Here is a 17,708-nt window from a genome sequence, read left to right as displayed (position 1 = left end):
GCGGCCACGGCGGCATCGAATGCCCCAATCCCGCTCGCCGTCAACGCGACGTCCCCAAGCGATTCCTGCGGCACGCTCATGATTTCACCTTTCCTCTCAACATATTCAGCAAGTTCGCCCCCCTGCGCGCGTCGCGCCAAGGTCACGACAGCGCCGGCTCGCCGGCATCGGCATGCAGCAACCGCACGAGCCGCTCGCGCCATTCGATGAAATCGGGTGACGACTTCACCGCGCGGGCATCACGCGTGCGCAGATAGCGCCGCGCGAACGGCACTTCGTACTCGTGCTCGATGCGGCCGGGCCCCGGCGTCATCACCACTACGCGCGTCGCGAGAAAGAGCGCCTCCTCGACGCTGTGCGTGATGAAGAACACCGTCTTGCGCGTGCGCGCCCAGACGTCGAGCACGAGCGTCTGCACCGACTCGCGCGTCATGGCGTCGAGCGCGCCCATCGGCTCGTCCATCAACAGTACTTCGGGGTCGCTCGCGAGGGCGCGCGCAATGCCCACACGCTGCTGCATGCCGCCCGAGAGCGCGTAGACGCGCGAGCGCGCGTGGTCCTCGAGCCCGACGAGCGCGAGCTGCTCGCGCGCGATGCGCTCGCGCTCGGCCTTTGGCACGCGCCGAAAGCGCAGGCCGAGCGCGACGTTATCGAGCACGTCGAGCCACGGCAGCAGCGCGTGCTTCTGGAACACGACGCCGCGCTCCGCCCCCGGGCCGGCGACGCGCGCGCCGTTCACGCGCACTTCACCCTGCGCGGGGTCGACAAAGCCCGCGATGCAGTTCAACAGCGTGGTCTTGCCGCAACCCGAGGCGCCGAGCGCGACCACGAACTCGCCGCTCGCCACGTCGAGATTGACGTTGGCGAGCGCCACGTTCGGCGCGCCGCCCCGGTGCGCGCCCTCGTAGACGACGCTCAGATCGCGGATCTCCAGCGTGCTCATCGGTGCCCTCCTTTGCGTATCCGGTCGATGCGTCAGTGCGCGGCGGCGCGCTGGACGAATTGCGGATCGACGCCCACCGAGTAATCGGGCAGCACGCTCTGGATCGTGCCCTGCGCCTTGAGGAAGGTCGCGGTCGCGAGCAGCGACTGGGCCGCACCCGATTGCGCGCCGCCGCCGAGCCACGTCTTCGAGGCCTGCTCGGCAGGCGTCGGGAAGGCATAGAGCGCGAGGCTCGCCGGTACGTCCTGCGGGTTCGCGCCGGACACCTTCGCCACGGCCTGCACCTGTGGCGACGCGGCGTTCCAGCCGGCCCGGTGCGCGCTGTAGTCGGCATCGGCGGCGGCCAGCACCTGCACGAACTTCGCGATGAATGCTTCGTTATCCTTGGCAAATCGCCGATCGGCGACGAAGCCGTCGAAGGTCGCCTTGCCCGTGGCTCTCGCCACCTGCCCCGACGTGATCAGCACCTTGCCGTTCTTCTTCACCTTCGCGAGCACGGGGTCCCAGATATACGTCGCGTCGATGTCGCCGCGCTGCCACGCCGCCGCGACCTCGGGCGGACGCAGGTTGACGATCTTCACCGCGGCGGGATCCACGCCCGCGTTCTGCAGCGCGACGAGCGTGTGAAAGTGCGACGTCGACACATACGGCACGCCGATGGTCTTGCCCTTGAGGCCCGCGACGCTCGTCACGCCCGAGCCGTCGCGCGCGACGAGCGCTTCGGCATCGTTGATGTTATCGAGGATCCAGAAGAGCGAGAGGTTCACGCCCTGCGAGAGGCCTGCCGCGATGGGGCTCGAGCCGGCCTCGCCGAGTTGCACGGAACCCGAGGCGAGCGCGCGGATTACGTCGGCGCCGCTCGCGAGCTTGCGGTAGGTGACCTTGTAGCCGGTTGCCTGCTCGAGTGCACCCGTGGCCTGCGCGTAGCGCCATGGCACCACCATGTCCTGATACGCGATTACGACCTCGTGCGTTTCGGCGTTGGCGCGCGGCGCGGCGAACGCGGCGGCCAGCAACGCGCTAGCCGCGGCAAGCGCGGCGATGAGCGCACGAGAACGGCGCGCGGCGCTCACGCGCTCGAAGGCGTGGGCGCGCGCACGGTGCGGTGAAGAGAGGACGCGATGGCTCATCGGGAGACTCCGGCGGAACGACGTTCGAGTGAAGGAAGGTTCCGACTATAGGGAGTCTGGCGGCGCGCGGTTCTAATTTATCCGCGATAGCTAATGACGGCGCTGGAGCATTGCTTTTCGTGCGGGAGTGGATGGTGCCGGACTAGGCGTCCCCGACTGGGCGTCGCCGACTGGGCGTCCCCAACTGGATGCAGCGGACGAAAAAAAGCCCGCTTTTCAGCGGGCCCTTTACGTGCGATACGGCGGCGGCTGATCAGACCACGCCAGCCCCATGCGCCTGCACATCGGCGTGATAGCTCGAGCGCACCATCGCGCCAACGGCCGCATGCGTGAAGCCCATCTTGTAGGCCTCTTCCTCATACATCTTGAACGTGTCGGGGTGCACGTACTCGCGCACCGGCAGGTGATGCTCGGAAGGCTGCAGATACTGGCCGATCGTCAGCATGTCGACGTCGTGCTCGCGCAGGTCGCGCATGACCTGAAGAATCTCTTCCGGGGTCTCGCCAAGGCCCACCATCAGGCCCGACTTGGTCGCGACTTCAGGATGCAGCGCCTTGAAGTCCTTCAGGAGCTTGAGCGAGTGCGCGTAGTCCGAACCTGGGCGCGCTTCCTTGTAGAGTCGCGGCACCGTTTCGAGGTTGTGGTTCATCACATCGGGCGGCGCAGCGTTGAGAATCGAAATCGCGCGGTCCAGGCGGCCACGGAAGTCAGGCGTGAGAATTTCGATGCGCGTTTCCGGCGACTGCTCGCGCACCTGGCGGATACATTCGACGAAGTGGCCGGCGCCGCCGTCACGCAGGTCGTCGCGGTCCACGCTCGTGATCACGACGTACTTGAGCTTGAGCGCGCCGATGGTGCGCGCGAGGTTCGCCGGCTCGTCCGGATCGAGCGGATCGGGGCGGCCGTGGCCGACGTCGCAGAACGGGCAGCGGCGCGTGCACTTGTCGCCCATGATCATGAACGTCGCGGTGCCCTTGCCGAAGCATTCGCCGATGTTCGGGCAGCTCGCCTCTTCGCACACCGTGTGCAGGTTGTGCTCGCGCAGGATGCTCTTGATCTCGTAGAAGCGCGAGTTGCCGGTGGCCGCTTTCACGCGGATCCACTCGGGCTTCTTGAGCTTCTCGATGGGAATGACCTTGATCGGAATGCGCGAGGTCTTGGCCTGCGCCTTCTGTTTCGCGGTGGCGTCGTAGGGGACGGCGTCGGCGGGAGTGCCTGCGGCAGGATTAGCAGCGGAGTTCGCGGTTACGTCAGTCATTCGTTTCGATCCAGTCAGGCCGCCGGGGTAACGCCGGCCTGCGGTTGATGCGGTTGCCCGCTTACTGCCGCCGATGCGGCCGTTTCCTTTTCAGCCGCTTCGGCTGAAGGGTCCGAGGCGGCCGCTTCGGCCACCGAAATAGTTGCCGCGAGGGTCGAATCCCAATGCGCGGCGAGATTCGCCTCGAGCCGGGCCGCCAGCGTGGCGGCCACGTCGTGCCACGACGCCGGTGCACCCAGCGTGGCCATGTCGACGGTTTCGAGGCCTGCGTAGCCGCACGGATTGATCGCGAGGAACGGGCTCAAGTCCATCGAGACGTTCAGGCTCACGCCGTGGTAGCTGCAGCCGTGGCTGATCTTCAGTCCGAGCGCCGCAACCTTGGCGCCCGCATGCGCGGCGCTGGGCCCGGATGCGCCTTCTGGCACGTAAATTCCGGGGGCACCCGCCTTGCGCTCGCCCGCGAGATTATACGCCGCCAATGTTTCAATCACGGCCTGCTCGATGAGCGTGACGAGCTCGCGCACCATCAGCTTGCGCCGCCGGAGATCGAGCAACAGATACGCCACGACCTGGCCCGGCCCGTGGTACGTGATCTGGCCGCCGCGGTCGATTTGGACGAGCGGAATGCCGCTGTCGGCGATGAGCAGATGTTCGGGCTTGCCGGCCTGGCCGAGCGTGAAGACAGGGGGATGTTCGACGAGCCAGAGTTCGTCAGGCGTTTGCGCGTCGCGCTGCGCGGTGAATTCGCGCATGGCGTCGAAGCTCGCCTCGTAGGCCTCGTTGCCGCGCCAGCGCACGATGGGCGACGCGAAGCGCTCGCCCGGCAAGACGGGGTCGGATGAAACTGGGGGGACTGAAACCGGGGTGGCGCACATGATCCCCGAAGTTTACCTAATTCAGGACAAGCGCGCCGAGCCCCTTGAGCCACCTTAAACCACACTAACCACACCCGGGCCGCTCAAACCGTCCGCCACCCGTCGCGTGCATGGATGCCCCAGCGCGCCGCGAGACGCGTGGCCCAATCGACCACGCGCTCGCTCACGCGCGCGGGTGTCGCGAACGCCACCCAGGCCGCCCCGCCCTGCTCGGCGCCAATCCACAGGCGCTCGCCGCGCCGCAGCCGCAGCGTGTGGCCAGGCTCGAGCCAGTAGTCGGCGGTGTCGTCGCTGCGCGTGACCCAGACCGCGCCGCAGCGCACGGTCAGCCGCGTGCTGCGCGCCACCCGCACCGAAGCGACTTGATCCGCTCCAACCTCAAAAGTGATATCCGAAGAAATCTCTCTCATTTTCGCCTCCGAAAGTCCTGCACCAATGGCTACAATCGTAGACGCAGCAAGGGATCGGGCAAAACGATCAATTTTCACGGCTATGTGAGAAAAATTACGATGGACATGCGCCAGCTTCCCGCGCTCAACGCCCTCAAGGCGTTCGAGGCCGCCGCCCGCCACGAAAGCTTCTCGCGCGCCGCCGACGAGTTGTTCGTCACGCACGGCGCGGTCAGCCACCAGATTCGCGCCCTCGAAGGCGAGCTCGGCATCGCGCTCTTTGCCCGCGACGGCAAGCGCGTGCGCCTCACCGATACGGGCCGCCGCTACGCGGGCCAGGTGCGCGACGCCCTCACGCAACTGGCGCTCGCCACCCAGGAGATCCGCGCGGGCGACCGCGACCGGCGCCTCGTGGTGTCGATGCTCTCGTCGTTTGCCGCGCGCTGGGTCACGCCGCGCATCGGCCGCTTCATCGAAGCTCATCCGCAATGGGACGTCGAGCTGCAGTCGACGAACTCGCTGGTGGACTTCGCGCGCGACGACGTCGACGTGGGCGTGCGCTTCGGCTACGGCCACTATCCGGGGCTGCACGCCGAGCTGCTGCTCGACGAGATCTTCTTCCCCGCGTGCTCGCCGGACTTCAACGGCGGCAAGCTGCCCGAGGATCCGCGCGAGCTTGCGAAGCTGCCGCTATTGCGTTCCGACGACGAGCTCTGGCGCCCCTGGTTCGACGCCGCCGGCATGCAGGACATGACCGAGCCCAAGCGCGGCGTGCTCTATCAGGATTCGTCGAATCTGCTGCAGGCCGCCATGGACGGCCAGGGCATCGCGCTCGTGCGGCGCTCGCTGGCCATGCACGAGATCACCCGCGGCCGGCTCGTGCGGCTCTTCAAGGACGTCGACGGGCCAAGCCCGTGGCGCTACTACTTCATCTGCACGCCGCAGCGCCTCGAGACCGAGCGCGTGCAGGCATTTCGCAACTGGGTGTTCGACGAGGTCGCGCGCTTTCGCAGGCTGTATGAAGACGCTTGCGAGGCGGGCCCGCTCATGACGGCCGCCGCCGCGGCGCTGCGCGTGCGCGAAGACGACGCGCTCTGATTGCGCAGAGCGGATCGCGCCTGGCGCCGCACACGAAGGCAACGCATCGGCGGAGCATCAACGGCGCATCAACGCGCATCGAAGCGCATCAACGCGCAGATGCGAAAAGGGCCGCCCGAAAGCAGCCCTTGCGGGAACACGCGCGCACAAGCCTCGGCGCGCGTTACAGCACGATCTTCACCATCGGATGCCCGGTGAGCGCGCGATAGATATCGTCGAGATGGGCCTGGCTCGTGGTGCGCACGGTCACAGTGAGGCCCGTGTAGTTGCCGCCGCTCGACGGACGCGATTCGATGGTCGCCGTGTCGAAGTCGCCATCGAATTCGCGCAGCACCGCGACGATGGTGTCCTGAAACTCCGGATGCGTCTTGCCCATCACCTTGATGGGGAAATCGCAGGGGAATTCGATCAGGGATTCTTTTGCGCTCGCCTGAGCGCCGCCATTCAGTTCAGATGCAGTCATATTTCCACTTCCTGTAGCGAAGCCTCGGCTTACTTGCAAGCCGCCAGAGCTTCACGCGCCGCGAACACCGCGCGCGCCTCGCGCGCTTTCGCACGCTGATAAGCCTCGTAGAGGGCGGCATAGACCGGGCCCGGCTTGCCGCTGCCCACGCCCTGCCCGTCGAGCTCGACCACCGGCAGGATCTCCTTGGTGGCCGAAGTTACGAGCAGCTCGTCGGCGGCGCGCAGCGCCGCTTCGTCGATCTCGCGCGCTTCGAAGCGAATCCCGCATTCCTGCGCCAGCTCCTCGACGAGCCCGTAGCGGATGCCTTCGAGAATCTTGTTGCTGCGCGGCGGCGCATAGAGCGCGCCGTCCTTCACGACCCACACATTCGACGACGACGCTTCGGTCAGCCAGCCATCACGCAACTGGATCGTCTCGAACACGCCGTGCTCCGCCGCGTTCTGCGCCATCAGCACGTTGCCGAGCAGCGAGGTCGACTTGATGTCGCAATTGAGCCAGCGGCGGTCCTCGGCCGTGACGCAGGCCACGCCGCTCGCGCGCTGCGCGGCGCCGGGCATCACGAGCGGATTGGCCATCACGAGCACGGTGGGCGTCACGCCCGCCGGGAACGCGTGGCCGCGCTTCGCGACGCCGCGCGTCACCTGCAGGTAGACGTTCGCGTGCGCGTCGCGCGCGAGCGCCCCGGCCGCCTCGTTGGCCTCGATCACACGCGCGATGAGCGCGCGCCAGCCGGCCTCGTCAAACGGATTCGCAATGCCGACCTTGTCCAGCGAACGCGCGAGCCGCGCGAGGTGCTGCGCGATGCGAAACGGCACGCGCAGCTTGCCCGCGCCGGGCTCGGCGCCCTCGGCTTCGAGCGCATAGACGGGTACCACTTCGTAGATGCCGTCGCCGAAGATGAAGCCACGGTCGAGCACCGGCACGCGCGCTTCGCAGAGCGGCGTGAGCTCGCCGTTGAGCCAGACGATGGGCTCTGCGGCTTCACCCGAATGCGGATTCGAAGTCGAGGTCGGCGCGTTCATTTACTTCTTCTTGTTGAACATGAGCATGAGCGAATCCCACACGCGGCCCGCGATGCCCGCTTGCGGCACCGGCTGGAGCGCGACGAGCGGGAACTGCGTGAGCACCTTGCCGTCCGCGCCGACGAACTTCGCCGTGCCGACCTGCTGGCCGTCCGCGAACGGCGCGATCAGCGGGCTGGTGATCTCGATCTGCGGCTTGGCCTTGTCGGCGGCGCCCTTGGGCAGCGTGACGTATTGATCCTTCTTCACGCCCACCTTGACGGCGTCCAGCGCGCCCTTGTAGACACGCGGCGTGGCAACGGCCTGGTTGGCCGCGTAGATGCGCGTGGTGTCGTAGGCGCTATAGCCGTAGCTCAGCAATTTCATGCTGTCCTGCGTGCGATCGCGCTCTTTCTGCTCGCCCATCACCACGGACACGAGACGGCGGTTGCCGCCGCCCGCGAGCGGACGCTTGGCCGAGGCGATCAGGCAGTAGCCCGCGGCCTTCGTGTGACCGGTCTTCAGGCCGTCGACGGTCGGGTCGATCCACAACAGGCGGTTGCGGTTCGGCTGCTTGATCTTGTTATACGTGAACTCCTTCTCCGAGAAGATGCTGTAGTACTCGGGATAGTCGCGGATCAGGTGCGCGGAGAGCGTGGCAAGGTCGCCGGCCGTCGTGTAGTGATTCGGGTCGGGCATGCCGTTCACGTCGGCGAAATGCGTATGCGCCATGCCGAGCTTCTGCGCCTCGGCGTTCATCATGTTGACGAAGTTCGCCTCGCTGCCGCCCACGAGCTCCGCCAGCGCGATGGCCGCGTCGTTGCCCGACTGGATGATCATGCCGTAGACGAGATCGTGCACCGAGACCGGCTTGTCCGCCTCGATGAACATGCGCGATTCGTCGTTCTTCACGCGGCGCACGGCTTCGCTCGGCGTGACGATCTGGTCCATCGTGATCTTCTTCGTCTGCAGCGCCTCGAAGACGAGATACGCCGTCATCAGCTTCGTGAGCGAGGCCGGCTCGACGCGCTCGTCGGCGTTGCCCGAGGCGAGCACCTGGTTCGCGGTGGCGTCCACGAGCACCCACGAGCGCGCGTTCACCGCGGGCGGCGGCACCTGCGCGAAGGCCGTCGCGCTCGCGAGGAGCGTGGCGGGCAGCAACGCGCCGAGCGTGACTTTGCGCACGATGGAGGAAGAGACGAAGGAGGATTGCTGGCCGGAGGAGAGAAAACGCATAGGTTCAGGTCGAGCGAATTGGGGTCGGGAGAACGTTGTGCGCCATGGGGCGCACGTGTCGGGGGCCGAACTGCGGCGCCTCGCTCACACGCCAGAACACAACGAAAACGGGCGCGGCGGTGCGCAAAAAAGACCGCCCATTATACGCGTCACGTGATGGCGTTTTTCGAACTGAGCACACGTTTGCGCCTACCTGTCGCGCATTTTTCACGTATGTCGCTCGCATGACGCGTGTTTTTGGCTTGTTTTTGCCGCGCGCTTGCATTGCGCTCACGTATTCCTTCGTCTGGCTCGCGATCGACCGACGCGCGGCTTGCAATGGACCACGCGGGCGACGCGGACACCGTGTGTGCGCCCGCCCCGCGTGCGCCGTTCAGCGCCAGGCGTCGACGATGATGCGCTTGAGGATATGCAGCTTGCGATGCAGGAAGTGTTCCGCCCCCGGAATCACGACGATGGGCAACTCTTGCGGCCGCGCCCATTCGTACACCGAGAGAATCGGCACGGTCTCGTCGAGCTCGCCGTGGATCACGAGCGTGTCCTCGCGCACGGGCGCGACTTCCCAGCGGCTTGTCGCGGTGCCGACGAACACCATGCGCTCGATCGCCCCGCCCGCTTCCTGATAGCGCTTCGCGACATGCGAGAGCACGAAGGTGCCAAACGAGAAGCCCGCGAGCACGAGCGGCATGTCGGCCTGGCCCGGCTGCGCGCGCATGTAGCGCAGGAGCTCGAGCAGGTCGTCCTGCTCGCCGATGCCATTGTCGTGCGTGCCCGACGTCGTGCCGACGCCGCGGAAGTTCGAACGGTAGGTCACGTAGCCGAGTTGCACGAGCGTGCGCGCGAGGGTCTGCGCGACCTTGTTGTCCATCGTGCCGCCAAAGAGCGGATGCGGATGTGCGACGAGCGCGATGCCGCGCACCGGCGTGCCTGCGTCGGGTCTATCGAGTGCGCATTCGATCTGGCCGACGGGACCGTCGATGTGGAATTTCTCGGTTTGTGCGTTCATCGTTGCGATTCTTGGGTTGTTCCCTGGGTTGTTCCTTGCGTTGCTCTTTCGATGGTCTTCAGCGGTCGATCTTCAGGCGCTCGACCACCTGGCCGTTCTGCAGATGCGAGACGACGATCTCCTCGATGTCGCTCTCGTCGACATAGGTGTACCAGGTGCCCTCGGGGTACACGACGACGGTGGGACCTTCCTCGCAGCGGTCGAGGCAGCCGGCCTTGTTGATGCGCACCTTGCCAGGGCCCGCGAGGCCCAGCTCCTTCACGCGCTTTTTCGCGTATTCCTGCATCGCCTGCGCGTTGCAGTTCGCGCAGCTCGGACGATCGGCGCCGGGCTCGCGCTGGTTCAGGCAGAAAAAGACATGGTGTTGATAGAACGAATCAGTCATGGCGGGGGGCTACCGGAGAAGTGTCGGGCGCCGCGCGCGGGCCGTACGGCTCGCGTTTCTCGCGGCGCGGTCGATGCAATGCGGTTGTGGGGATGTGGCCTGTGCAATGCGGTCGATTATAGCGAGCGTGGCGTGAACGCTCCGCGCGCCATCGGAGGCCATGCGCAAGCCGGCACGCAGTCCACGGCGCTGCGCATCGCGGGCCGTGTCAAAGCATTTGTCGGTCGCCTCAGCGGCCGGATCGCGTCCGGCTGCGCGCGCGCCGCGCGAGCCACGCGCGCTCCAGCGAGAACGCCGTCCAGCCGAGCGCCGCCCAGGGCCATGTCCACGCGAGCCAGCGTGCCAGCCCGTTGAAGTGCAGATAGCGGCCCTGGCGCCAGTCGGCGAGCAGAACATCGAAATAGGGACTCACCGGCAGCACATTCACGAGCACGAGCGAGACGGCCAGCGCCACCGTTGCGGCGGCGGCGCGCGCCGTGCGCGGCAGACGCAGCGCGACGAAAGCCGCAAGCGTGCCCCACGCGAGACCCGCAAGCGCGCCGGGCGTCGCCCAGTCGAACAAGAGACCGCTTTGCGATTGCAGGAAGGTCGCGCCCGCTTTCACGGCGAGCGTGGTCACGATCAGCAGCACGATGAGCCGCGCACGCGGCGCGCGAGCGCGCATCGGCAGCGAGGCGAACGCGGCGGCGGCGAACAGGTTGAGCGCGGTGATGAGCGCCTCCCAGTCGCTCTCCGGCAGACGCGCGGCCAGCGCGTCGGGCCAGGCGCGCAGCTGCCAGGCGGCGGGCGCCCAGGCGAGCACGGCGCCCTGCATCGATGCGTCGAAGCGCTCCCAGAGCGCGCGTGGCCAGTCGCCCATGCCGAACAGGCGCGGCACGGGAAACATTGTCGCGAACGGCCAGAGCGCAGCCAGCACCATCAGCGTGCCGGCGTCGCGCTCGAACCAGCGAAAGCGCAGCCGCCGCAGGAAGCCGCGTTCGAGCAGCGCGCCAGTGGCCGGCGCCGCAACGGCCGCGCCCAGCAGCGCGCCGAGTACGTTGGTGGTGAGGTCGAGATTCGAGGCGACGCGCGTGGGCAAATACGTCTGCACCGCCTCCATCGCGCCCGACAGCAGCGTGCCGCCCAGTGTGGCGAGCGCGATCGCCAGCAAGCCGCGGCAACGCGGCCAGGCGGCGAGCACGGCCAGCGCGCCAAACGGCATGTAGCCGAGCACGTTGGTGACGACGTCGAAGACCGTCCAGTATTTCGGAAAGGGATCGCCGAGATAGTCGAAGGGGCCGAGCCCGAGCGAGCGCCAGCCGGAGAACGGATACCACGAGGCGTAGACGATCAGCGCGGTGTAAAGAACAAACGTCTGGCGCGAAAGCGTGGAGGGCTGGCGCGGCGGTATTTCGGGCGCGGGTGGCGTGGCGGGCGCGGGCACGTCATGCTCCGAAGCGCCAGGCGCCGCGTTTCTCAAGGCGTGCCGGCGAACGCCTGCGCGCCCAGCCACGCGCCAATCTGGCCCGCGAAGTCGTCGCTCGCCGCGCGCAGCGCCGCTACGCCGCCTGCGGCGTCGGGCGTGCTCGCGGGTGCGCGCGCCACGAAGGAGCGCTGCGCGATCACCTTGCCGCCCTGCATGAGGGTCGCGCGCGCGGCGAGCACGCCGGCGCTTTGCGTTGGCGTGTCGAACACCTGCTCGAACTCCGTGAGTTCGACTTTCAGCATGGGCGCCTGCACGGCGTCGGCGCCCGAGAGCACGGTGGCGCGCGAGGCGAGCGCGGTGCGCAGGCGCTGCGTGAGCAGGCGCGCGGGCGACATCGTCCAGCGGCTGTCCGCGTAGCGCCCCGAGCGCTGCGAGTCGCCGTTCAGGCGATAGAGAATGCCCTCGTGGTCGAGTGTCGGGGGCGCGCTCACTTCGAGCACCTTGAGCGGCGGCAGCGACGGCGATGCAGCTACCGCCTCCTGCTGCGGCCCGAGGTCGTAGCGGATATCGGAGAGCGCGGCGGATCTGCCGGCGCACGCCGCCAGCGTGCCGATGGCGAGCGCCGCGAGCGCGGCGCAGCAGAGCCTCAGAAGCGAGCGTGACGAAGTGGCTTGGCGTGACATTGCGATTCCTTCCAGTTGATGCGACTCATGCGGCGCTTGTTGCCTGCCTCGATGCCCCCAAAGCTGCCCAAGGCCCAGATGCGCCGAACGTATTCCGACTTTGCCGCCGCGCTCCGGCTCACCTCGCGCACGCTCGAGCGCGAGCGCCTGCGATGCGTGGCGTGGCGTGGCGCGGCCGGCGCACGCTGCACGGGCAGCGCGGCCGGCGCCGGCCGCAACGCTACTTCGCGCCCGCGCCGGCGGGCCAGGCGAAGCCCGGCTCGCCCGGCCCCGGCGCGGGCACCGGCGCGCCGCCGAACAGCAGGCTGCTCGGGCTCGTGCTGAAGGCGCCCGCCGCCTTGTCGACCGAACGCATCGCCGAGCGCACGTCGTCGGTCAGCGAGTCGACGCGCGGCAGCGTGTCGTAGCCCACGCGCGCCGAAAGCTGCTGGATCGACGCATCGATGGAGCTCAGCGCCTGCCCGGCCTGGGCCGCCGCCGTGCCGGCCTTGTTCAGATTGGCCTGGAACGGGCCGTCCGGGCGGTTCAGGCTCGTGATCAGCTGATTGGTCGATTGCAGCGTCTTCTGCAGGTCGGCGACCGCGCCCGGCAGGCGCTGGGTGGTCGGCTGCAGTTGCTGCGCAAGCGTGTTCGCGCTGCTCGCGGCCTGCTGCAGGCTCGCGACGGTCGCCATGATCTGCTTGCGGTTCTCCTCGCTCAGCATCTCGTCGACGTCGCCGGCAATGCTGTCGAGCTTGCGCATGAGCGCTTCGCCGCGCCGCTGCAACTGGTCGAGCAGGCCCGGGCGCAGCGGAATCTCGGCCACGTGCTTCTCGGAAGAAGGCAGCGGCGAAAGATCGAGGCCATTGTCGTCGAGCTGCACGAACGCGATGCCCGTCACGCCCTGGAGCGCGAGCGTGCCGAAGGTGGAACGCGTCATCGGCGCTTTCTGGTCGACCACCACCCGGATGCGGATCTGCCCCGGGTGGCTCGGATCGAATTTGATCGACTGCACCTTGCCGACATCGAGCCCGCGATAGCGCACGGCGGCGTCGGGATAGAGCCCCGTCACATTGCTGCGCGAGATGAGGTCGTACGGCACGCGCACGGTACGGTCGGCGCTGAAGAAGAAGACCGCAAACGCGATCACGGCCAGCAGACCCAGCGTGAAGGCGCCCGCCCAGAACGCATGCGCTTTGTTTTCCATCGTCAGATTCCCTCGTTGGCGGCCACGAAAGCGGCCACACGCGCTGCTTCGAATGTGGCCACAAGCGCGGCCACAAGCGCGGCCACGAATGCGGCCACGAATGCGGCCACAAGTGCTGGCACAAGCGCTGCCACCCGTGCGGCCACAAGCGCGACGACAAGCGCGGCCGCAGACGCGGCGGCGCGGCGCTTGCGCTCACGCGCGCAGTCTCGCGTAGCGCGCATCAACACGGCTTCGCGCCCACTGAAGCCGGCGCAAACGCGGCCGGCGGCAGCTTCGCGCGCCGCTCGGGCGGCAGCGCCTGCAGTGCGCGCCGGCCGCGCATGCCCAAAAAATATTCGCGGATGAACGGATCGTCCACGCACGCGGCCTCCTCCACCGGGGCCGCCACCAGCACCTTGCGCTCGGCGAGCACGGCCACACGCGTGGAGAGCGCGACCATGGCGTCGAGGTCGTGCGTGATCAGCACGACGGTGAGGCCAAGCGCGCGGTGCAGCGTGCTGATGAGCTCCACCACTTCGTCCGACGAGCGCGGGTCGAGCCCGGCGGTAGGCTCGTCGAGAAAGAGCAGCTCCGGCTCCAGCACGATCGCGCGCGCGAGGCCCACGCGCTTGACCATGCCGCCCGAGAGCGCGGCCGGCATCTTCGAGGCGTGCTTGCACGGCAGGCCGACCATTTCGAGCTTGAGCATCACGATGTCGCGCAACAGGTCCGCCGGCACCTTGCCGAGCTCGCGCACCGGCTGCGCCACGTTGTCGAACACCGAAAGCGACGAGAACAGCGCGCCGTGCTGAAACAGCATGCCCGTGCGCGTGCGCATGAGGCGGGCGCGCTCGGGCTCGATCGTCGAGATGTCTTCGCCGAACAGCTTGATGGTGCCCGAAGTCGGCCGCTCCAGCCCGAGAATCTGGCGCACGAGCGTGGTCTTGCCCGAGCCCGAGCCGCCCACGATCGTGACGATCTCGCCGCGGCGGATGTCCAGGTTCAGATGCTGATGGACGATGTTGCGCCCATAGCGCTTGCTGAGATTGCGCACCTCGATGATGGGCTCGCCGATGGCGGGCAGCGGCAAGTCCTCGGCCACCTCCTTGAGCGGCGTAGTCAAGGTGCCGGTCGTAGTCATCGTGCCTCGTGTGCCGATCGTGCCCGTCGTACTCATGACAGCCCCACGTTCTGAAACAGGATGGCGAACACGGCGTCGGCGAGGATCACGATGGTGATGGAAGTCACGACCGAGGTGGTCGTGCCTTCGCCGAGGCTTTGCGAGTTCGCCTTGATGCGAAAGCCGAAGTGGCAGCCGACGATCGCCACCAGCATACCGAATGCCACGCCCTTGCCGAGCCCGATCCACAGGTTCGCGATCGGCACCACGCTCGGCAGCGAGCGGATGAAGTACGAGATGTCGATGCCGAGCACGGCCTTGGCCGCGAGCGCGCCGCCCAGCAACGCGATGATGTCGGTCCACATCACGAGCAGCGGCATGGCCACGCCCAGTGCGATCACGCGCGGCAGGATCAGGCGCAGGCCGTGCGAGATGCCCATCACGCGCATCGCGTCGAGCTCTTCGGTCACGCGCATCACGCCGATCTGCGCGGTGATGGCCGAGCCCGAGCGCCCGGCGACCAGAATGGCCGAGAGCACCGGCCCGAGCTCGCGGATCACCGAGAGGCCCAGGATGTTCACGATGAACTGGTTCGCGCCGAACAGGCGCAACTGCTGCGCCGACAAATACGACAACACGATGCCGATCAGAAACGCGACGAGCGCCGTGATCGGCAGCGCGCGCGTACCTGCGTTATAGACGTTCGCGGAGATCTCCACCCAGGGCGTGACCTTCGGCTTGCGCAGGACGAGGAGCAGATCGAGCACCACGCGCCCGAGCATCGCCAGCCCGCCGTACAGATGATCGCCAAACGAGAAGATCGCGAGGCCCAGCCGGGTGATGGGGTCGACGCGCACCACGCGCTCGGCCGGCTCGCGCACCGAGTCGAGCAGCGCGATGCGCTCGAAGATGTCGCGCTGCGTGTCGGAGAGCGCCACCAGATCGGCGGGCAGCTTGTGGCCCCAGACGCGCCAGAGCGCCTGGCCGCCCACGTGATCCATGCGCTCGACGCGCGAGAGGTCCCATTGCCCGATGCGCTCGTCAACGAGCGCGCGCAGGCGCCGTGCCGCGCCGCCATTGTCGCGGTCGCGCGCGAGCGCCAGCGCGGTCCATTGACCGGACAGGCGCACGATCTTTCCGTGGGAACCGGCCGCGATTTCGAGGCCGGGCGGCATCTCTTGAGTCAAGGCGGGGCGCTCGGGCGGGAGGAATGATCAATCATTGTAACGAACGCGCCCCGTTTCGGCGGTCCGGGCGCGCACCGATTCGTCTGCTGGAGCAAAGCCCAGGTTGCGCCCCGGCGCGCTGTGGATAATTCTGTGGATGACCTGTTGGCAGCCTGTGGGTGCGCTGTGGAATACGTAACCCCCGACTACGGATCGGCGCAATGCCCTCTGCATCCACCACGCCGGTGCCTGTGGATGATTCCGTGGATAACCTGTGGGCCAGCTGTGGGTTAGCTGTGAATTGCCTGAATAACGAGCAAAATTTGGACGACTTCCGCGCAAGCGCCACCCCGATGAGCCCATCGAAAAAACGGGGAGCCGCGCGGAACGGACAGGCCCCACGCCGATGTCAGCTCGCGGCCGCCTGCCGATTCGCGCCCGTCAGCGCCAGTAGCAGCCACTACAATACGAGACATGAATACTCCTACCCCAGATACCCCGAGCGCCGACGACTGGCGCATCGACCGCGAGCGTGCGGTGACGCTGTTCGGCCCGGCCGCCAACGACTGGCCCATCGAGATCGTCGAGGAAACCGGCTCGACCAACGCCGACCTGATGGCGCACCTGAAGGCGCTGCCGCATCGCGCCGACGCCCTCGCGCGTCCGATCGTGCGCGTGGCCTATCTGCAGACCGCGGGCCGCGGCCGGCGCGGGCGCAGCTGGATCGCCCAGCCCGGCGACGCGCTGCTGTTCTCCATCGGCTGTGTGCTGCCGCGCCCGGTCGAGGGGCTCGCGGGCTTGAGCCTCGCAGTCGGCTCGGCACTGGTGGACGGGCTGCGCACGCTGCCCGTGGCCGCGCCCGGCCAGATCGCGCTCAAGTGGCCCAACGACGTGCTGCTCGAAGGCGACAAGCTGGTGGGGATTCTGGTGGAGAGCGCGTGGAGCACGGCGGATGCCTCGGCGGTGGTGATCGGCATCGGCACGAACGTGCGCCATCCAGAAGCGCTCGCCGCGAAGGTCGAGGCGCTCAACGCCGACCCGGCGTCCCAACCGGCCGCGCCGGTGCAAGGTGCCGCGCCCACCGCGCTCTCGCGCGCGTGGCCCGCTGCCAACCTCACCGACGTGCTCGCCGCCGAGCTCAACGCGCTCGAAGGCGCGCTGCAGCGCTTCGGCACGGCGGGCTTCGCGCCGTTCCAGGCGCGCTGGAACGCGTGCCACGCTTACGCAGGCCGCGAGATTGCGCTCTATGAGCAAGGCGCCGAGCTGCTGCGCGGCGTGGCCGTGGGAGTGGACGAGCGCGGCCAGTTGCTCGTCGACACAGCGCACGGCCGCGAGGCCGTCACGACCGGCGACATCTCGCTGCGGCTCGCAGACAACGGCGCATGAGCGGCACGAGCAGCGCCCAGCGCGCTTGCCCGCCGCCGTTTCTGCTGATTGACGCCGGCAATAGCCGGATCAAGTGGGCGCTCGTTGCCGCCGATGGCTCGCGTCTGCACGCGGGCGCGTCGAGCCACGACGCCGCCCCGGGCAACGCGGCGCCCGACCCGGCCGCGGCGACCACCACCGCTGCTGCCGCCGCACGCGACTTCGCCGACTGGTCGGCGCTGCCCATGCCCGGCAGCGCATGGATCTCGAACGTCGCGGGCGCGGCCGTGGCGCAGCGCATCGACGCCGCGCTCGACGCCCATTGGCCCGGCCTCGCGCGCACGGTGATCCGCGCGACCCGGCAGCAATGCGGCGTGACGAACGGCTATACGAGCGCCGACGCACTCGGCAGCGACCGCTGGGCCGGCATGATCGGCGCGCGCGCGGCGTTTCCTGACGAGCCGCTGCTCATCGCCACGTTCGGCACCGCAACGACGCTGGAGGCGCTGCGCGCCGACGGCACCTTCGTGGGCGGCCTGATCGCACCGGGCTGGACGCTCATGATGCGCTCGCTTGGCGAGCACACGGCGCAGTTGCCGGTGCTCGACGCGCAGCACGCGCGCGGCCTGATCGGCACGCCGCACGGCGAGCGCGCCGCCGGGCCGGGCGCGGGAACGATGGCGGAATCGATGACGGAATCGATGACGGGAAAAGCGGCGGAATTGGCGGGATCGTTGGGATTAGGCCCGCTCTTTGCGACCGACACGAAGCGCTCGATTTCGACGGGCTGCGCGCTCGCCCAGGCGGGCCTGATCGAGCGTGTGTGGGCCGATTTGCAAGACGCGTGGAAAATGCCGGTGCGGCTGGTGGTGAGCGGCGGTGCGGCCGCCGAAGTGACAGCGGCGCTGAAGGTGCCGCATACTCGCCACGACGCATTGGTGCTCGCGGGCCTCGCGCTGATCGCGACGCAATCCTGAGCGCGCCTCGGGCGCGCGCTGCCGCACGGCGCGGCGG

18 protein-coding genes are annotated in these 17,708 nt (G+C 68.1%); 3 read left to right on the top strand and 15 right to left on the bottom strand.

The window, feature by feature from the left end; translation table 11 throughout:
* Positions 1 to 142: 142 nt before the first annotated feature.
* The 5 genes from EYW47_RS12260 to EYW47_RS12240 all read right to left on the bottom strand — a co-directional run bounded on the left by EYW47_RS12260 (position 143) and on the right by EYW47_RS12240 (position 4,616).
* The gene (locus EYW47_RS12260) at positions 143 to 943 is read right to left on the bottom strand and encodes a taurine ABC transporter ATP-binding protein (RefSeq protein WP_133195098.1); all 801 of its coding nucleotides are present in this window, start codon (positions 941 to 943) and stop codon (positions 143 to 145) included.
* A 32-nt stretch (positions 944 to 975) separates the two neighbouring features.
* Positions 976 to 2,073, bottom strand: coding sequence for a taurine ABC transporter substrate-binding protein (tauA, locus tag EYW47_RS12255; RefSeq protein ID WP_133195097.1), 1,098 nt, complete (start codon positions 2,071 to 2,073; stop codon positions 976 to 978).
* Between the two features lie 253 nt (positions 2,074 to 2,326).
* Entirely contained in the window at positions 2,327 to 3,331 is a 1,005-nt protein-coding gene (gene lipA / locus EYW47_RS12250; protein ID WP_133195096.1) for a lipoyl synthase, read from the bottom strand.
* A 14-nt stretch (positions 3,332 to 3,345) separates the two neighbouring features.
* Positions 3,346 to 4,206: a lipoyl(octanoyl) transferase LipB gene (lipB, locus tag EYW47_RS12245; protein WP_133195095.1), complete on the bottom strand. Its 861-nt coding sequence runs from the start codon at positions 4,204 to 4,206 to the stop codon at positions 3,346 to 3,348.
* A gap of 83 nt (positions 4,207 to 4,289) precedes the next feature.
* On the bottom strand, positions 4,290 to 4,616 hold the full coding sequence (locus tag EYW47_RS12240; protein WP_133195094.1) for a DUF2917 domain-containing protein: 327 nt from the start codon (positions 4,614 to 4,616) through the stop codon (positions 4,290 to 4,292).
* A 99-nt stretch (positions 4,617 to 4,715) separates the two neighbouring features.
* Between EYW47_RS12240 and EYW47_RS12235 the strand changes: the two genes are divergently transcribed.
* The gene (locus tag EYW47_RS12235) at positions 4,716 to 5,693 is read left to right on the top strand and encodes a transcriptional regulator GcvA (protein ID WP_133195093.1); all 978 of its coding nucleotides are present in this window, start codon (positions 4,716 to 4,718) and stop codon (positions 5,691 to 5,693) included.
* A 163-nt stretch (positions 5,694 to 5,856) separates the two neighbouring features.
* Here the strand turns inward: EYW47_RS12235 and EYW47_RS12230 are convergent, their stop codons facing one another.
* The 10 genes from EYW47_RS12230 to EYW47_RS12185 form a co-directional block, all read right to left on the bottom strand.
* A complete protein-coding gene (locus EYW47_RS12230; RefSeq protein WP_133195092.1) occupies positions 5,857 to 6,156 on the bottom strand; it encodes a DUF493 family protein in 300 nt (99 codons plus the stop codon).
* Between the two features lie 29 nt (positions 6,157 to 6,185).
* On the bottom strand, positions 6,186 to 7,181 hold the full coding sequence (locus EYW47_RS12225; RefSeq protein WP_133195091.1) for a D-amino acid aminotransferase: 996 nt from the start codon (positions 7,179 to 7,181) through the stop codon (positions 6,186 to 6,188).
* Entirely contained in the window at positions 7,182 to 8,396 is a 1,215-nt protein-coding gene (locus EYW47_RS12220; RefSeq protein WP_133195090.1) for a D-alanyl-D-alanine carboxypeptidase family protein, read from the bottom strand. It lies immediately after the preceding gene.
* 373 nt (positions 8,397 to 8,769) lie between these two features.
* On the bottom strand, positions 8,770 to 9,402 hold the full coding sequence (locus tag EYW47_RS12215; protein ID WP_133195089.1) for an alpha/beta hydrolase: 633 nt from the start codon (positions 9,400 to 9,402) through the stop codon (positions 8,770 to 8,772).
* A 58-nt stretch (positions 9,403 to 9,460) separates the two neighbouring features.
* Positions 9,461 to 9,787, bottom strand: coding sequence for a (2Fe-2S) ferredoxin domain-containing protein (locus EYW47_RS12210; RefSeq protein ID WP_133195088.1), 327 nt, complete (start codon positions 9,785 to 9,787; stop codon positions 9,461 to 9,463).
* A gap of 229 nt (positions 9,788 to 10,016) precedes the next feature.
* Entirely contained in the window at positions 10,017 to 11,210 is a 1,194-nt protein-coding gene (locus EYW47_RS12205) for a VanZ family protein (RefSeq protein WP_240763654.1), read from the bottom strand.
* Between the two features lie 32 nt (positions 11,211 to 11,242).
* Positions 11,243 to 11,875 (bottom strand): ABC-type transport auxiliary lipoprotein family protein, encoded by a 633-nt coding sequence (locus EYW47_RS12200; RefSeq protein ID WP_133195087.1) that lies wholly within the window; start codon positions 11,873 to 11,875, stop codon positions 11,243 to 11,245.
* Between the two features lie 220 nt (positions 11,876 to 12,095).
* A complete protein-coding gene (locus tag EYW47_RS12195; RefSeq protein ID WP_133195086.1) occupies positions 12,096 to 13,061 on the bottom strand; it encodes an MlaD family protein in 966 nt (321 codons plus the stop codon).
* A 223-nt stretch (positions 13,062 to 13,284) separates the two neighbouring features.
* Complete coding sequence (locus EYW47_RS12190) at positions 13,285 to 14,166, bottom strand: ABC transporter ATP-binding protein (RefSeq protein WP_377785274.1); 882 nt, start codon at positions 14,164 to 14,166, stop codon at positions 13,285 to 13,287.
* 50 nt (positions 14,167 to 14,216) lie between these two features.
* Positions 14,217 to 15,338: an MlaE family ABC transporter permease gene (locus tag EYW47_RS12185; protein WP_377785273.1), complete on the bottom strand. Its 1,122-nt coding sequence runs from the start codon at positions 15,336 to 15,338 to the stop codon at positions 14,217 to 14,219.
* 456 nt (positions 15,339 to 15,794) lie between these two features.
* On the opposite strand from EYW47_RS12185, the gene EYW47_RS12180 reads away from it, so the two are divergent.
* The gene (locus tag EYW47_RS12180; protein ID WP_377785272.1) at positions 15,795 to 16,715 is read left to right on the top strand and encodes a biotin--[acetyl-CoA-carboxylase] ligase; all 921 of its coding nucleotides are present in this window, start codon (positions 15,795 to 15,797) and stop codon (positions 16,713 to 16,715) included.
* Complete coding sequence (locus tag EYW47_RS12175) at positions 16,712 to 17,671, top strand: type III pantothenate kinase (RefSeq protein ID WP_133195082.1); 960 nt, start codon at positions 16,712 to 16,714, stop codon at positions 17,669 to 17,671. Before EYW47_RS12180 ends, EYW47_RS12175 begins: the two co-directional genes overlap by 4 nt.
* The last annotated feature ends 37 nt before the right edge of the window (positions 17,672 to 17,708 follow it).

It is taken from the genome of Paraburkholderia silviterrae (assembly GCF_004353915.1).
Lineage (GTDB): Bacteria > Pseudomonadota > Gammaproteobacteria > Burkholderiales > Burkholderiaceae > Paraburkholderia > Paraburkholderia silviterrae.
Note: the sequence above shows the minus strand (reverse complement) of the source record. Positions and strands in the feature narration are given on the sequence as shown.

Coding starts and splice junctions, on each gene's coding strand:
- tauA (WP_133195097.1), bottom strand. CDS start 2,073: ATGAGCCATCGCGTCCTCTCTTCACCGCACCGTGCGCGCGCCCACGCC.
- EYW47_RS12225 (WP_133195091.1), bottom strand. CDS start 7,181: ATGAACGCGCCGACCTCGACTTCGAATCCGCATTCGGGTGAAGCCGCA.
- lipB (WP_133195095.1), bottom strand. CDS start 4,206: ATGTGCGCCACCCCGGTTTCAGTCCCCCCAGTTTCATCCGACCCCGTC.
- EYW47_RS12240 (WP_133195094.1), bottom strand. CDS start 4,616: ATGAGAGAGATTTCTTCGGATATCACTTTTGAGGTTGGAGCGGATCAA.
- EYW47_RS12215 (WP_133195089.1), bottom strand. CDS start 9,402: ATGAACGCACAAACCGAGAAATTCCACATCGACGGTCCCGTCGGCCAG.
- lipA (WP_133195096.1), bottom strand. CDS start 3,331: ATGACTGACGTAACCGCGAACTCCGCTGCTAATCCTGCCGCAGGCACT.
- EYW47_RS12185 (WP_377785273.1), bottom strand. CDS start 15,338: ATGCCGCCCGGCCTCGAAATCGCGGCCGGTTCCCACGGAAAGATCGTG.
- EYW47_RS12260 (WP_133195098.1), bottom strand. CDS start 943: ATGAGCACGCTGGAGATCCGCGATCTGAGCGTCGTCTACGAGGGCGCG.
- EYW47_RS12230 (WP_133195092.1), bottom strand. CDS start 6,156: ATGACTGCATCTGAACTGAATGGCGGCGCTCAGGCGAGCGCAAAAGAA.
- EYW47_RS12210 (WP_133195088.1), bottom strand. CDS start 9,787: ATGACTGATTCGTTCTATCAACACCATGTCTTTTTCTGCCTGAACCAG.
- EYW47_RS12235 (WP_133195093.1), top strand. CDS start 4,716: ATGGACATGCGCCAGCTTCCCGCGCTCAACGCCCTCAAGGCGTTCGAG.
- EYW47_RS12200 (WP_133195087.1), bottom strand. CDS start 11,875: ATGTCACGCCAAGCCACTTCGTCACGCTCGCTTCTGAGGCTCTGCTGC.
- EYW47_RS12195 (WP_133195086.1), bottom strand. CDS start 13,061: ATGGAAAACAAAGCGCATGCGTTCTGGGCGGGCGCCTTCACGCTGGGT.
- EYW47_RS12175 (WP_133195082.1), top strand. CDS start 16,712: ATGAGCGGCACGAGCAGCGCCCAGCGCGCTTGCCCGCCGCCGTTTCTG.
- EYW47_RS12220 (WP_133195090.1), bottom strand. CDS start 8,396: ATGCGTTTTCTCTCCTCCGGCCAGCAATCCTCCTTCGTCTCTTCCTCC.